General features: G+C 71.7%; 13 protein-coding genes and 1 pseudogene. 7 read left to right on the top strand and 7 right to left on the bottom strand.

What is annotated here, in order from left to right:
- Positions 1–75: 75 nt before the first annotated feature.
- Positions 76–3,297 carry a cytochrome P450 gene (locus HEP85_RS35150; RefSeq protein WP_369657980.1) on the bottom strand — a complete coding sequence of 1,074 codons (3,222 nt, stop codon included), beginning with the start codon at positions 3,295–3,297 and terminating at the stop codon, positions 76–78.
- Positions 3,298–3,450: 153 nt separating this feature from the next.
- Here HEP85_RS35150 and HEP85_RS35145 point away from each other — a divergent pair, with 153 nt between their 5' ends.
- The 3 genes from HEP85_RS35145 to HEP85_RS35135 all read left to right on the top strand — a co-directional run bounded on the left by HEP85_RS35145 (position 3,451) and on the right by HEP85_RS35135 (position 5,551).
- A complete protein-coding gene (locus HEP85_RS35145; RefSeq protein WP_168531543.1) occupies positions 3,451–4,071 on the top strand; it encodes a PAS domain S-box protein in 621 nt (206 codons plus the stop codon).
- Positions 4,072–4,414: 343 nt separating this feature from the next.
- A complete protein-coding gene (locus HEP85_RS35140) occupies positions 4,415–5,185 on the top strand; it encodes a TNT domain-containing protein (protein WP_168531542.1) in 771 nt (256 codons plus the stop codon).
- A 90-nt stretch (positions 5,186–5,275) separates the two neighbouring features.
- Positions 5,276–5,551, top strand: a complete 276-nt coding sequence (locus HEP85_RS35135) for a hypothetical protein (protein WP_168531541.1) — start codon at positions 5,276–5,278, stop codon at positions 5,549–5,551.
- Between the two features lie 138 nt (positions 5,552–5,689).
- Here the strand turns inward: HEP85_RS35135 and HEP85_RS35130 are convergent, their stop codons facing one another.
- A complete protein-coding gene (locus HEP85_RS35130) occupies positions 5,690–6,721 on the bottom strand; it encodes an NAD-dependent epimerase/dehydratase family protein (RefSeq protein ID WP_168531540.1) in 1,032 nt (343 codons plus the stop codon).
- A gap of 122 nt (positions 6,722–6,843) precedes the next feature.
- On the opposite strand from HEP85_RS35130, the gene HEP85_RS35125 reads away from it, so the two are divergent.
- A complete protein-coding gene (locus HEP85_RS35125; protein WP_329292433.1) occupies positions 6,844–7,449 on the top strand; it encodes a TetR/AcrR family transcriptional regulator in 606 nt (201 codons plus the stop codon).
- 71 nt (positions 7,450–7,520) lie between these two features.
- On the opposite strand, the gene HEP85_RS35120 is transcribed toward HEP85_RS35125, so the two are convergent.
- Both HEP85_RS35120 and HEP85_RS35115 read right to left on the bottom strand, forming a co-directional pair.
- Positions 7,521–8,666, bottom strand: coding sequence for a hypothetical protein (locus tag HEP85_RS35120; RefSeq protein ID WP_168524961.1), 1,146 nt, complete (start codon positions 8,664–8,666; stop codon positions 7,521–7,523).
- Positions 8,667–8,725: 59 nt separating this feature from the next.
- Positions 8,726–8,968 (bottom strand): annotated as a pseudogene (locus HEP85_RS35115) (IS701 family transposase); the annotation flags it as partial.
- Positions 8,969–8,989: 21 nt separating this feature from the next.
- On the opposite strand from HEP85_RS35115, the gene HEP85_RS35110 reads away from it, so the two are divergent.
- Complete coding sequence (locus HEP85_RS35110) at positions 8,990–9,619, top strand: DinB family protein (RefSeq protein ID WP_248002199.1); 630 nt, start codon at positions 8,990–8,992, stop codon at positions 9,617–9,619.
- 168 nt (positions 9,620–9,787) lie between these two features.
- Complete coding sequence (locus HEP85_RS35105) at positions 9,788–10,138, top strand: peptidase inhibitor family I36 protein (protein ID WP_168531538.1); 351 nt, start codon at positions 9,788–9,790, stop codon at positions 10,136–10,138.
- Positions 10,139–10,406: 268 nt separating this feature from the next.
- Here the strand turns inward: HEP85_RS35105 and HEP85_RS35100 are convergent, their stop codons facing one another.
- The 3 genes from HEP85_RS35100 to HEP85_RS35090 form a co-directional block, all read right to left on the bottom strand.
- Positions 10,407–10,952 carry a hypothetical protein gene (locus HEP85_RS35100; protein ID WP_168531537.1) on the bottom strand — a complete coding sequence of 182 codons (546 nt, stop codon included), beginning with the start codon at positions 10,950–10,952 and terminating at the stop codon, positions 10,407–10,409.
- Entirely contained in the window at positions 10,943–11,530 is a 588-nt protein-coding gene (locus HEP85_RS35095) for a thioredoxin family protein (RefSeq protein ID WP_211118116.1), read from the bottom strand. Before HEP85_RS35095 ends, HEP85_RS35100 begins: the two co-directional genes overlap by 10 nt.
- A gap of 524 nt (positions 11,531–12,054) precedes the next feature.
- Complete coding sequence (locus HEP85_RS35090; RefSeq protein WP_329528160.1) at positions 12,055–13,056, bottom strand: zinc-binding dehydrogenase; 1,002 nt, start codon at positions 13,054–13,056, stop codon at positions 12,055–12,057.
- 134 nt (positions 13,057–13,190) lie between these two features.
- Between HEP85_RS35090 and HEP85_RS35085 the strand changes: the two genes are divergently transcribed.
- On the top strand, positions 13,191–13,814 hold the full coding sequence (locus tag HEP85_RS35085; protein WP_168531535.1) for an ABATE domain-containing protein: 624 nt from the start codon (positions 13,191–13,193) through the stop codon (positions 13,812–13,814).
- The last annotated feature ends 112 nt before the right edge of the window (positions 13,815–13,926 follow it).

Raw genomic sequence — 13,926 nt, 5'->3', positions numbered from 1 at the left:
CGCCGACCGGACCGGCCGGCAGGTCCGTCCGTCCGGTGGACCCACCCGGCTCGGTGGGCCCACCGGCCGGAGCGTCTATCCGGCCGTGTACACGTCCTCGACGTAACGCCCGCCGGCGATCAGGTCGTCGAGCCAGCGTTCCGAATCCTCGCCGGGGGCCCGGTCCGCGTGCAGGGCGCGGAAGGCGCTCCGCACGCCGGGTGCCATGCGCGAGCCGTCGCCGCACACGTACACCCGGGCGCCGGACTCCAGCAGGTCCCACACCTCGTCCGCCTCGGCGGCGATCCGGTGCTGCACGAAGCCGACGCCCTCGACCGGGGCCGCGCTGAAGGCCGGGCGCAGGGAGACGGCTCCGGCGGCCTCCGCGGACCGGAGCTCCCGGGCGTGCAGGAAGTCGGCGTCCGGGGCGTCGCAGCCGAAGTAACAGAGCGCGGGCGGAAGTCGGTCGCCCGCGGTCAGCCGGGCGAGGCGGTCGGCGACGGCCGCCCGGAACGGGGCGAGTCCGGTGCCCGCCGCGATCATGACGGCCGGGGCCGAGCCGTCGATCCGGAAGGCCTCCCGGCACGGCTGGACGCGGGCGAGCACGGTCTCGCCCGGCTTGACGGTGTGCAGGTAGCCGGAGCCGACTCCTGTGTACATGCCCTCGCCCGAACGCGCCGGCGCCTCCAACAGGGAGACCATCAGGTCGGCATGGGCCGGATCCGTGACCGGCGAGGAGGAGACCGAGTAGGAGCGGGGGCGCAGCGGGGTGAGGAGATCGAGGAGCGTCGGCCAGTCCAGCGCGCCGCGCAGGGCCGGGTGCGCCTCGATCACCTCGATCAGGGTCCGGGGATCGTCCGCCGGTGTCCCCGAGCCGGTGGCCGAGGCCGTGAGGGCAGCGCGTTCCGGCGGGCACGGGTTGGCGGCGGCGAGGGCGGACAGCTGGCGGGCGGTCGGACGCTCCAGCAACTCGACCTGGTGGGTCAGGAGGTGACGTACCGTCACAGGCCGGTCCACCACCGGACCGTCGCGGCGGGTGCGAGCGGCCCGGATGTCGAGGAGCGTGTCCAGGTCGAGGCCGAGGGCGGTGGCGGTGCGTGCGACGAGGACCGGGTCGTTGACGGGGAGCACCGTGAGGTGGTCGCCGGTGCGATAGGCGGCGCCTTCCGGCAGGGCCAGGCGGACGAATCGCTTGGTGCGCGGATGGCCGGGCGCGGTCAGGTCGTACGCCTCCGTGACGGTCATGGGGACCAGGCCGTGGCGCGCGGCGAGGGCGTCCAGCGGGCCGCCGGTCAGCGCCCGGACCTCGTACGCCGCCGTGGGCTCCACCGTGTCCGTGGCGGGGGTGGCGTGCGGGTCGCCGTGCCGCTCCAGGAGGGCGGCGCGCAGCCGGGCCGTGAAGGCGCGGACCGTGCCGACGAGGTCGCCCGACGCGTCGGCCGCCGTGCGCTCCAGGAGCCGGATGCCGCCGCGTTCCGCGAGGCGTTCGTCGATGCGTGCGGGGACGTGCTGGTAGGTGGCGGCCCAGTTGCGGTCGCCGACGCCGAGGACGGCGTACGTCACTCCGGCGGCCTGCGGGTCCGCCTGGAGCCAGGCCTCGAAGGCGGTGGCGTCGTCGGTCGGCCGGCCGTTGTAGGACGCGGCGGTGACGACGACGGGCCGGTCGGTGGGCAGCCCGTCGGCGTACGCGTCCAGCGGTGCCACCTCCGTGCCGCAGCCGATCGTGGCGGCCTCCTCGGCGAGCGAGGCGGCGAACTCGCGGCAGGTGCCGTAGTTGCTGCCGTGCAGGAAGAGAACGCGGGTGCCGGGGCGTACCCGGACGGGCCGGGAGCGGGCGTCGGCCGGGGTCCGTTCGGGAGTCGGGAGAACGCCGGGCAGCGGCGGGTGCACGCGGTCGGCGGCGGTGCGCGAGGTGAGGGCGAGGGTGAAGCCGTCGGGTTTGAGGGTGAGGGTCTCCTTGACCGTCAGCGTGTAGTCGGCGTGGTCGTGCAACCGGTAACGGTGGACGAGCATGGCGAGGAGCATGGTCGCCTCGTGCAGCGCGAACTGCCGCCCGATGCAGGCGCGTTCACCGGTTCCGAACGGCTTGAAGGCGTGCGGTGAGCGCGCGGCCTCCGCCTCTGCCGTGAACCGGTCGGGGTCGAACAGCTCGGGATTGTCGCCCCACACCGGCTGCCGGTGCAGCATCGGCGCGAACACGGTGACCGGCTGACCGGCGCGCAGCGGGATACGGCCGCCGAGCAGCGTGTCCTCGCGCGCGTGCCGGCTGAAGGCGGCGGCGGTCGGCCACAGCCGCAGCGCCTCGTTGAGGACCTGCCGGGTGCGGGTGAGGCGTCCGATCTCGTCGAACGTCGGATCGGGGTCCGCCGTGTCGCCCCAGAGCGCGTCGACCTCGCGTCGCACGAGGTGGAGCACGGCCGGGTGCTTGGTCAGGTAGTGGAGCGCGAACGACATGGCGCCGGAGGTGGTCTCGTGGCCGGCGATCAGGAAGGTGATCACCTGGTTGCGGATGTTGGCGGTGTCGAGCGTGGTGCCGTCGGCGGGGTGCTCGGCGGTGAGCATGAGCCCGAGGAGATCGTCGGCCCGGTCGCGCGCGGCCGCGCCCCGGCCGGCGGCGACCCGGGCGGCGATCACGTCGTCGACGACCCGCGCGAGGTGGTCCGCGTCCGTGCGGAAGGCCGCGTCCGCCGCCGCGTGGTCACTGCCGGGTGTTCTGCTCAGCCGGTTCATGCTCCACTCCAGACAGCGGACCATGGATTCCACGAAGGGGTGCGGTTCGCTGCGCCGGAAGGAGCCGAAGTCGTAGCCGAATCCGGCCAGTCCGATGGTGTCGAGCGTCATCCGGGTCATGTCGTCGGGGACGTTCACGTGCTGTCCGTCGCGGGCTCCGCGGTCCCAGGACTCGATCAGTCGGCGTGCCACGCGCAGCATCACGGGGTGATAGGTGCGCATCGAGCCGAGCGCGAACGCGGGCATCAGGATGTCGTGCGCCTTGGCCCAGTTCGGCTCGTCGTTGTAGGCGGTGAACAGGCCGTCGGCGGCGAACTCCCGGACGTTCTCCAGCGCGGGTCCGACAGCCTTGCTGAAGCGTGTCTCGTCGGCCAGGTCGGTGACCAGGTCCAGGTCGCTCACGAACAGCGCGTCCCGGCCGTGCAACCGCCGTACGAGTACGGGGCCGTGATGGCGCATCAGCCGCATCACCTGCTGGAGCGGAGTGCGGCCGGGCCCGGTGTCGGTGATGTCGACGACCGGTACGCCGGGGAGGGAATCCGCGGGCTGCGGGTCTGTGGCTTGCGGGTGCGGCGCGGTGGGGGGCATGGGCGCGACAACTGCCTTTCGCGGTACGGAGGTCCTGCCCGTCCAGCTTGGTCCCGGCACCCGGCGTGACCGCACCTGATCACTACATGATTGTGTAGTCACCGGGGCCGTGAGGTGCTTGCCACGGACGGTCCGGGATGCCAGGAGGTGCGGATGGACGCGGTGGTGTGGCGCAACCGGGCGATGACGCTGTTCGACCGCATCCCGATGCCGGTCGCGGTCTGCGACGTGTACGGGGCGATCGTCCTGGCCAATCCCGCGATGGCGACGGAGTGGGGTCCGACGCCGAGCGGTCTGCGGGGACGCGACGTGCTGGAACTCTTCCGCCCGCAGGAGCCCCTGCAGATCGAGCGGATCGCGCAGGCGCTGCGGTTGCGCCATCGCTCGCGCTATCCGGTGGCGGTGTGCTGGGACGCGGCCGACGGCACGCGGCGCGCCGGTGAGCTGACCGCGGACCCGGTGAGCGACTCCGCGGAGGCGAGCACCGCGCTGCTGGTGACGGTGCGGGTGCTCGGCGAGTGCCGCGGCGCGCAGCGGATGCCCGAGCCGTGGGCCTCCACGGCCGAGGCGCATGTGCTGGAACTGCTGGCCGCAGGCGCGACCACCGCGCGGGCCGCCCGGGAGACCGGCCTGACCGTGGACGGTGTCAACTATCACCTGCGGCGCCTGTCCGAGCGCTGGGGAGCGGCCAACCGTACGGAGCTGGTCGCCCGTGCCTACGCGCTCGGCGTGCTGGCGCCGGGAGTGTGGCCGCCCACCGCCCCCGCTCCCTGAGGCGCGGTGCGGGGAACGGACCCCGGGCCCCTTAGTTCCGCCTCCGTCCGCACGTCCGCACGTCCGCCCGGCCGACGTGGCGCGGGTCCGGACTTCCCGCTGCCACGCCGGTCCGTAGGGCCGTACGGCTCCGCGTGGTTGAAGCAACGGGATGAAGCCCCGGACCCGTTCGGACGCGTTTCGGCACGTCCGCTCGCTCGGTCGGATCCCTTTGACTTGTGTATGTGCCGACATTCCGGTCGCCCCACGACGCCTTTCCAGGGCGCGCGGCGGCGTGCTCCGGACACACGTTCCCGCAGGAGGTTTGGTGAGATCGTCACATTGGTGTGCGAGCCTGGCGGCGGTGGGAGGCCTGACCGGCTCCCTGGTTCTGGGCGCCTCCGTCTCGTCGTCCGCGGCACCCGCGGACAGGGACGGCGCCCGTCGGGGTGCTGCCGCGCACGCCTGGCCCGTCCAACCGGTTCCGGCAGCGGCGGGCTCGTCCGCACAGCCGACGGCCGTACTCGGCGGGCTCGTCAGGCCGTGGGTGTGCAGGGGGCTCGTGCCCGCTCCCATCGCGCCGGCGTTGCGCCCGTACTTCTTCTGCGGTGACTGGCGGCTCGGCCCCAAGTGGCTGCCGACGCACGGAGTGCTGGGGAGCATCCTCCACAGGTACGACCGGCTCGGCGGCCTCACCGCCGTGCGGTTCCTGGACCGGTGGTGGGACCCCGCCGCCGACTCGGGCCAGGGCGACTGGCGTTACCCGCCGGACGACGGATACACGCACAGGAACCAGAAGGTGCTCGCGGCTCCCCTCGTGCTCCGCGTGGGCCTGAAGCTGGACCGGTTCGGCGCCGAGGCGGGACGGTTCCTCGCCCCGGTGGGCACCAAGTACGGGAAGCGGACGATCCCGCCGTCGAGCCTGAACACCATGGACCCGCGCTACCCGTACGACTACCACGTGTACAAGGTGGCCAAGAACGTGACGGTGTGCGCGGGGAAGACCGCCCCCGGGTTCGAGCAGCCGGGCCTCGGCGTCCAGTACGTGACGTCGAGCCAGTTCTGTCCCGACATCCCGCGTACCACGGTCGGGGACCTGGTGCGCAACGGCACCCTGGTGCGGGTCAGCAAGTAGCCCCCCTCTGCCGCAACCGCGCAGGATCCCGCCGAAGCCGGGCCCGGTCGTCTCCGGGCCCGGCTTCGGCCCTGATGAAGGACGGACGCCATGGACCGGTTCGAGCTGTGCCAGGCACTGCGGGCGGCCGGGGTCCCCTCCGCGTACTACGAGATCCCGGACTGCCCCGGCGACCATCGTGCGGCGGACCGTTACTTCCTCGAGGAACGTGACGGGGAATGGGTGGTGGGCGTCCACGAGCGGGGACGGCGAGAGGTCTTCGAACGGTTCGCCGAGGAGACCCGGGCATGCGGCTGGATCTACGACCGTCTCACCGACGAGGGACCGGCCCCCGGATCCGGTCAGGAGCACGGTAGGGCGAGATGAACCGGGTCCGCACGCCGGCCTCGGAACGCGGACTGCCGCTCGTCGGCGACCCCGGCACCGGAATCGCGGCGGGAATCGCGCCCACGCGGCACCACGGGCGTCCTCGCCTCCGCCGGGCCGCCGGCCCGGCCCCTACGCTCAAATGTTCTCGACGGCGCGGTGCTCGATGAGGCTTCGGGCGCAGTCCAGTACGGTCTCGCGGGCGGGCCGTGGCTGCCAGCCGAGAACCCGCCAGGCCTTCTCCGTGCTGTGGCGGTTGCGGCGGCCGAGGGCCGGGGTGATCTCGCGCAGCGACGGGTCCCGGAACCGGGCCGCGATCCGGACCACGAAGTCCGGGACCTGCCGGGTGGGGACCCGGCGGCCGTCGGCACCGAGGCCGTCGCGCAGAATGCGGGCCATCTCCGACATCCAGGTGAACTCGCCGGTGGCGAGGAAGCGTTGGCCCGCGGCGTCCGGCGACGTCATCGCCCGGATGTGGATGTCCACGAGATCACGGACGTCCACGATCTCCAGTCCGATCCGTGGGATGCCGGACATGGCGCCGGAGATCATCCGTCCGACGATGCCGACGGAACCGATGTTGCCCGTCGTGAGGATGGGGCCGAACACGGCGCCGGGGAGCACGGTGGTCAGTTCGGTGGGGCCCGGGTGGCTGTCCATGAAGTCCCACGCCGCCCGCTCGGCGAGCGTCTTCGAGCGGCGGTAGGGGATCAGCGTGGGGTCGTCGGGGTCGGTCCACAGCGTCTCGTCGGTCACGCCTTCCGTCGCGTAGGACGACGGGCTCGCGGCGTTCGCCGCCGAGGTCATCACGACGCGCCTGACCCCGGCACCGGTCGCGGCGCGCAGCACCCGCAGCGCGCCGTCGCGGGCCGGGGCGATGATCGCGTCCGGGTTGCCGGGGTCGGCACCGCCGAGCGGGGAGGCGACGTGCAGCACACGGTCGACGCCCTTGACCGCGGCGTCCCAGCCGTCGTCCGCCGTGAGGTCCGCGACGGCGAAGCCCAGCCGGCCCGCGGGGTCGACGACGGTCGACACGGCGTCGACGACGGCCTTCCTCTTCCCCTCGTCCCGCACGGTGGTGCGCACTTCGTAGCCGGCGCGCAGAAGCTCGGCGATGCACCAGCCCGCGATGTAGCCGCTGCCACCGGTCACCAGAACCACTTCGGCCATGGCTGTTCTCCGCTTCGTCAGGTGGGTGTGGGAAAATGAAACGGAAGCCCCTCCGTTACGGCTTCGAACGTACCGGAAGCCCTTCCGTTTCGCAATCCGCACTGAACGGACCACCGACACCCGTGAACTCGCTGCCACCGAAACCGACACGTTCCGACGCCCGCAGCAACCGGGCGCGCATCCTGGCCGCCGCCACCGAGGCGTTCTCGGCCTCCACCAGCGCCTCCATGACGTCCATCGCCAAGCAGGCCGGGGTGGGCGTCGGAACCCTGTACCGGCACTTCCCGACCCGGGAAGCACTCGTCGTCGAGCTCTACCACCAGGAGATCCAGAAGCTCATCGACCTCGCCCACACCCTGGCCGGTTCGCTCCCGCCGCTGGTGGCTCTGCGCGGCTGGTTCGAGGAGGTGGCCCGTTACGGCCAGCTCAAGTACGGCGTGGCCGAGGTCATCCACGCGGCGACCAACGGCGGCCTCGACGACGAGCACTACGGGCCCTTCCTCGGCGCGATCACCGCCCTGCTCGACGCGGGCGCCGCCGCGGGCACGCTGAAGCCGGGGACCGACCCGGAGGACGTACTCCTCCAGCTCAGCGTGTTGTGGCGGATCCCCCCGGGGGCCGGCAGCCAGGAACGGGCCGCGCGGATCCTCGACCTCGTCGCCGACGGCCTCCGCACCCGGCCGCCGGAATCCAGCCAGGGCCTGTCCGACGCTCCTTCGCCCGGGTGACGGCTTCGCTGCCCCCGCTGCCCGCGATCGCCCGATCGGAAGTCCCGTTCGATCCGCAAGATCCTTGATCGCTACGGCAACGGCCTGTGAGCAGTCCGGCGAGCGAGGGCCGCGAGGATGAGCTTGAGGGTGGGCCGGTACTTCACGGTGCCGGCCAGACGGCCGAGTTCGGCGTAGGCGTCCTCGTGCCCGAGTTGGGTCAGCGCCTGCACGGCGGCACTGGCCGTCTTGGGTGATCGCCAACCGATGCCGGGGAGGCGTATCAGGGCCGCTTCCACCAGTTCGCCCAAGGCGGCCGCGGACCGCGGATGCGCCGGAGTGAGCGCCAGGAGTGCCGCGAAACCCTGCAGCGCACGCGCGTTGAACGGGTCGAGCTCAAGTTCGGCGATACCGGTGCCGTACTGGGAGTTCACCGGCACGGTACGGGGCTCACCTGCCCGGGCGACCCAGGACGCCATCGCCTCGCGGGCACGATCAGGTCCCACGTCCGCCAACAGTCCGCGTCCAAGGCGTTGCCACTTGCCGGTGGGGCGGGAGCCGGCGGCGGTCAGCGCATGGGCGACCAACGCATGCCACGCGGGTTCGGCCCCGGTCAGATGCGTGATCACCTGCTCGGCCCACGGTTCGCCGGGGTTCAGCACAGGCTCCACGATCGTCGCGGCGAGGGCGCGCAATTCACCAGGCGTCTCGGAGGTCAACGCGGTCCTGCGGACGGTGGCGACCACCGGATCGGGCACATCTCGCCCCGCCGCCTGCTCCACCTCGACCAGGCAGGTCAGTCGCCAGCCCTCCCACAGGGTCATCTCTCCGGCCGCCATGGCCATCAGAGGCTCGCGCCAAGCGGCCAGTTGGTCGACGGGCAGGCCGTGTGCCACCAGAACGATCAGCGACGCGAGGCCCCGGCAGCGCCCCGGGTCGTGCACGGCCGTCTCCTCCAGCCCCTCGGTCATCCGTCGCAGCAGCAGGACCCGGGTAGGGGCGGGCATGACGCGCAGCAGGCCGATCAGTCGGCCGCCGTCGAAGGTCCAGTCGCCGTCGATGTCAGCACTCAGGCGATACAGGCTCCGATCCAGGTCCGTCACATCACCGGCGTCCACAAGCTGCTGGACCCTGGCAGCCCACGCCGCTTCTTCGTTCTCCCGCAACATCGGCTGACCCTCCGCAGAACGCACGTCACCTTGGCTACCCACGAAAATAGACGAGGCCACCGACAACACGACCGGTGCGCGGCACCGACCGCGATCATCCGAGACCGGCACCCCGCTCGCTCGGCGTTGACGGCGTCGTCGTCCCACGTGGCGCGGTTCACCAGGTTCCGCATCCCGTCCGGAGTCGCCTCTCCGGCCCACTCGGCGATCGTCCAGCAGTTCTTCCGGGGCAGGTCCGAGAGCAGGCTGAGCACCAACCGCCGTATCCGGCAGCGGGGTTCAACCCGGGTGAACCGGCCCGCGATCCGGCCCATCAGGACATCGAATGTCTCCTGCCGGCGGGCGGGGTCTACTCTGTGACCCGTGGCCACCGAATGATCATTTGTCTTCACATGTCGATGACCGACGGTGGCCGCCTGTCGGCGAACCTGGAGCAGCCAATGACCTCGTCCGGCCCCGTCACCCGCGACCTGCTCGAAACCTTTGACGACGTACGTTCCAGAACCTTCGCTCGCCTTGACGGCCTCACCGACGCCGAATACCTCTGGGAGCCCGTCGCCTCATGCATGACACTCCGGGCTGATGCGGACGGCGCGTTCCGTGCGGACCCGCGGCCCACAGGCGGTGTCCGCCCGGCGCCCTTCACGACGATCGCCTGGCGAATCTGGCACATCGGGGCTGACTGCCTGCGCGGCTACGGTCGCTTCTTCGAGGGCCAACTCCAGAGCGGCGACGACCGGCACCTGTGGCCGGGCACAGCGACCGAGGGCGTCCAGATGATGGCCGCCGACTGGTCCCGATTCCGAACCCAGGTCGAGTCCCTCGGCGATGACCGTCTCCTCCGACCCATGGGTTCCCGCGCCGGCGTTTACGGTCACGAGAGCTACCTGCTGCTGGCCCTCCACGCCTTGGACGAAGCCGCTCACCACGGTGCCGAACTCGGCGTCCTTCGCGACCTTTACCTTCACGGCTTCGCCGCGGAGGAAGGCCCGCGCGACGACGTGGTCGGCACGACGCCCTGACGCCTGCCACCCTCCTGACGCACAGTCAGGCAGCGAGATCACGATCTCCAGCTGGAGCGCCAAGCGCTCTACGGCATGCGACATTTGACGTCACGTCACATGCTCGTGCGACTATGTGCTCTGAGTTAAGATCCAAAAGTTTGTCGATCAAGGATAGCGGGACTTCGTATGAGCATGCTCAAGAAGAGTCTGACGACGGTGGCTGTGGCCGGTGCGTTGCTGGGCGGCACGTTCGTCACACCGGCCGCGGCGGCTGATCCCAACACCTGTCCGAAGGGATATGCGTGTGGATGGACGGGAGCGAACCGGACTGGTGAGAGGCACGTCAACTCTCTGACACCCGGCTGCTATCCCCTCGAAAGGGTCAACCGGTCCGTCTCGAACCAGACGTCCTATCGCGTAGTGCTCTGGCACGTCACCAGCGGCTGCGGCAGCGGCACCAAGCTGGCCACTCTGAACCCGGGCACCTACGCGGACAACCCCGGCGCCGTTACCGGGATCGAGGTTTACAAGATCTAGTGTCGCGGCCTTCATGTCGAAGGCCGAGCCCGAGACGCACCGACGGTGTTCCGCCCGTGACGGGCGGAACACCGCGCTTTGCCGCCCACAGCGTCCGCCCCCACTGGAGCCGTCCTGACCGGCAAAATGAGGCCTTGGTACTCCAGCCGTAGTTCGGTATCTGGGCTGGTCAGCGGCCCGGTGGTGTGTAGCGGGGCGTCAGGTGGGCGGGAGATCATCGCCCTGCCAGAGACGCCCGGCCAACCCATCCCACATGCGTCAGGGGGTCTCAGTCCGCCGAGCCCAGGTGCAGGGTCACCTCCTGGTCACGCACCGGCGGCAGGCAGCCGGCGGTCTCGCTGCATGCCCCGTAGGTGAGGAACACCTTGGCGCTGTCGGTGCCTTCGACCCGCCGGACCGGAAGTTCGAGGGTGACCAGCCCGTCCTCGTAGACCGGCAGCCCGACGTCGAGGCCGGCCGGGCGCAGTACCCGCGGCTTCGCGTCAGTGGTCGCCGGGCCGGTGGCCCTCAGGCCGCCTTCGGCACGGATTCGGGTCGGTATGCCGATCCCGTCGATGCCGCCGTTCGGAAGGCTGAGGCTGTAGAGGTGAAAACCCGTCCGCTCCGGCCTCAGTTCCGCGAGGATGCGCAAGGTGCCGTCGCGGGGTTGCGTCCGGACCGTGACGGCCACGCCGCCGGCCGTGAAGGGGTCGGCATGCGCCGTGGTCCCGCTCTCCCCCGCGCCCGCGCACCCGATGAGTGCGGCACCGGCCGCCGCTACGAGCGCGCAGCCGGCCTTCACGCGGCGGGCCCGGAGCCGGACGACTACTGCCATCGCTTCAGGAACTCCTCGACCTGCGCGGCCGACATGGTGCGTGCGTTGGCGAACTCGCCCCGGTTGGTCGCCACTTGGACCCGACCGGACGCGGAGTCCAGGACGGTCAGGGCAGGTATGCCACTCGTCCGCAGGTCGACGTAGCGTTCGGCCACGTTGAGGTTGTGGTCGAAATCGCCGACGTCCACCTTCACCACGTGGTACTTGGCCAGCAGTGCGGACGGCCCGGACTCCTTGAACCGGGCGTTCAGGACACGGCAGTCGAGGCACCAGTCGGCGCCGAAGTCGACGAGCACCGGACGGCCGTCCTGCCTCGCCACCCTGAGAGCGGTCTCTATGTCGGCGGCGGCGTTCGCCTTCGGGTCGTAGTCGGGGGCGTTCTTCGTCGCCGAGGGTGCCGGCGAAGTCCTGTCCGGTGACGCCGATTTCGGGGCAGGCGACGCCGACCTGACAGCAGGAGCGGCCGAGACGCCGTCAGTGGTCCCGCGTGAGGTGGTGGCCTCGCTGTCACAGCCGCTGAGTGCCGGCAGGGCGAGTGCGGCCAGTGCCAGTGCCGCGGGAAGCAGGGGGCGTCTCACGTGACTCCTTGTCGTTCTTTCGTCGGAACCCGTCGCAGGTGCGGGCGCCGCTGATGTCCGGGGTGTGCTGCCGGAAGTGGTGGATGCGCGCGCGTAGTTTCGCACAAGGGCTGGTAGGCGACCCTCCGCCCTCCGGGTTTCTCCGACCGCTCGCAGCGGGCCGAGCACACGGCGGTATCCACCTCGTCGATCCGCGAGGCGAAGGTCAGCGCGGTCCCGCCCGACCGACGCCCGTACGCAGCAGGGCTATTGGCACTGGTGGACCAAGCGGTGGACGTACGCGTCAGTGCTCTGTCGCCCGGCGAACCCGCTGCGGCGCCGCCCGCCTCGCACGGCTGCTCCGCCCTGGCGCTCGGCCACTTCGACCGGCCCGGCCCCCCGTTCCTCGGAGAACATCCCCCTGGAGTACTTCGCCACCTCCGCCCACCCGCTGGCCGCACAACCCGAGGTCGAGCCCAGGTGGAGGCCGGCGACGTGGCTGTTCGGGTCTTGTCGTGCGACCGGGATCACGCGGACTCCGTGGGTCACACCCCGTCGTGAACGGCGAGCACGATCTTGCCGCGGTGTTCCCTCCGCTCGAGACGCTCGTGCGCGGCGCGTGCCCGCTCCAGGGGGAACACCGCCTCGACCGGCACTCGGTAGCGGCCCGCCGCGACCCGCTCGGCCAGTTCCCGCAGGTCCGCGCGGGGGTCGTAGCCGTGGATCTGCAGGTTGGTGAGCTGGAAGCCGAGGACGGACGCGTTCTTCGGGTAGAAGTCACGGGTGTCGACGACGCTCGGCTCCAGGGCCACGTTGGCGAGGGCGACCACCCGTCCGCCGTGTCCGACCTCGCGCAGACTCCGTCCGAAGGCGGGGCCCCCGACGGTGTCGAGGACGATGTCCGCCCCGCGCCCCCCGGTCAGCCGCAGCACCTCGTCGACCTCGGCGTCGTCGGGGTGCACGGAGGTGTCGACGATGTCGCGCGCACCGAACCCGGCGGCCCAGGCGGTCTTCTCCGGCGAACCCGCCGACGCGATGACACGGGCGCCGGCGCCGGCCGCGATCTGCACCGCCGCACTGCCCACCCCGCTCGCGGCGGCCTTCACCAGGACGGTGTCGTCCTTGGTCACCTTCGCGAGTCGGAGCAGGCAGTACCAGGCGGACAGCCATGCCACGGGCAGGGTGGCGGCCTGGGTCAGCTCGACACCCTCCGGGAGTACGGTCACCCGCTCGGCCGGTACGACGACCAACTCGGCGTAGAAACCAGGTGCGTTCACCCCGTCCAGGGCCATGACCCGTTGTCCGGCGCCGACTCCGGTCACCCCCTCCCCCACGGCGAGCACGACCCCGGACGCCTCGACGCCCGGGATCAGCGGCGGACGGCCGGCCCGGTGGTACACCCCGGCCCGCACGAGCGCGTCCGCCCGGTTCACCCCCGCCGCCGCGACCCGCACCAGCACCTGGCCGGGGCCCGCGACCGGGTCCGGCACCTCCACCGGGACCAGCACCTCGGGCCCGCCGAACTCGTCGATCCGCACCGCACGCATACCGCACCTGCTCTCTCGGGACATCGGACACACCGGGACACCCCGCGCCGGACAGGCGTGCACGGTGACACCGGTTGAAGTGGTGTCACTCTGCGACACCTTATGAACAGGTGTCAAGGCGTTAGACTCGGACCATGCCCGCAGCCTCCGCCTCCGCCCCCGCCCCCGAGCCCGCGACGGCATTCCCCTTCATCGGAGGACGTCCCGCCCTGAACTTCGTCGCCACGCTCGGCAAACGGCACACCACGCCGCTCGAGCGGCTCCCGGACCCCGCGGCCCTCGCCCGCTGGATCACCGAGGCGGGCCTGCACACGGGAGCGGACGACGGGCCGGTGCGGATCGGCGAGGCCGATCTCGGTCACGCCCGCACGCTGCGCGAGGCCGTCTACCGCCTCGTACGCGCCGCGATGCTCGAAGAGGCCCCGGACCCGGACGACGTCACACGGGTGAACGAGGCGGCGGCCCTGCCCGATCTCGCGCCCCAGTTCGCCGAGCCGTACGCCGGGCCGCGCCCGGTCCTGCGCTGGACGGCCGCGCGTCCCGGACCCGCGGCCCTCGCGACCGTGGCCCGGGACGCCGTCCTCCTGATCGGCGGCCCTCTGCTGGGCAGGGTCAAGGAGTGCGAGAACCCCACCTGCTCCCTGCTCTTCCTGGACGACTCCCAGGCCCGTCGGCGCCGCTGGTGCTCCATGGACCGCTGCGGCAATCTCGCCAAGGTGGCCGGCTACCGGTCCCGCGGCCGCGCCGCCACCCGATGAAGACGAAGGGGAATGCCGTCCCCGTCCGGTGAGAGCGGGGCCCGCGAGCCGGCGCGTCAGCCGACACCCGCGTACCGGCGGACGGTGCGTCGGCGGGGCAGAACGGGGAAGG

Source organism: Streptomyces sp. RPA4-2 (assembly GCF_012273515.2).
Taxonomy (GTDB): Bacteria; Actinomycetota; Actinomycetes; order Streptomycetales; family Streptomycetaceae; genus Streptomyces; species Streptomyces kaempferi.
This window is presented reverse-complemented; position numbering and strand designations above follow the sequence as displayed.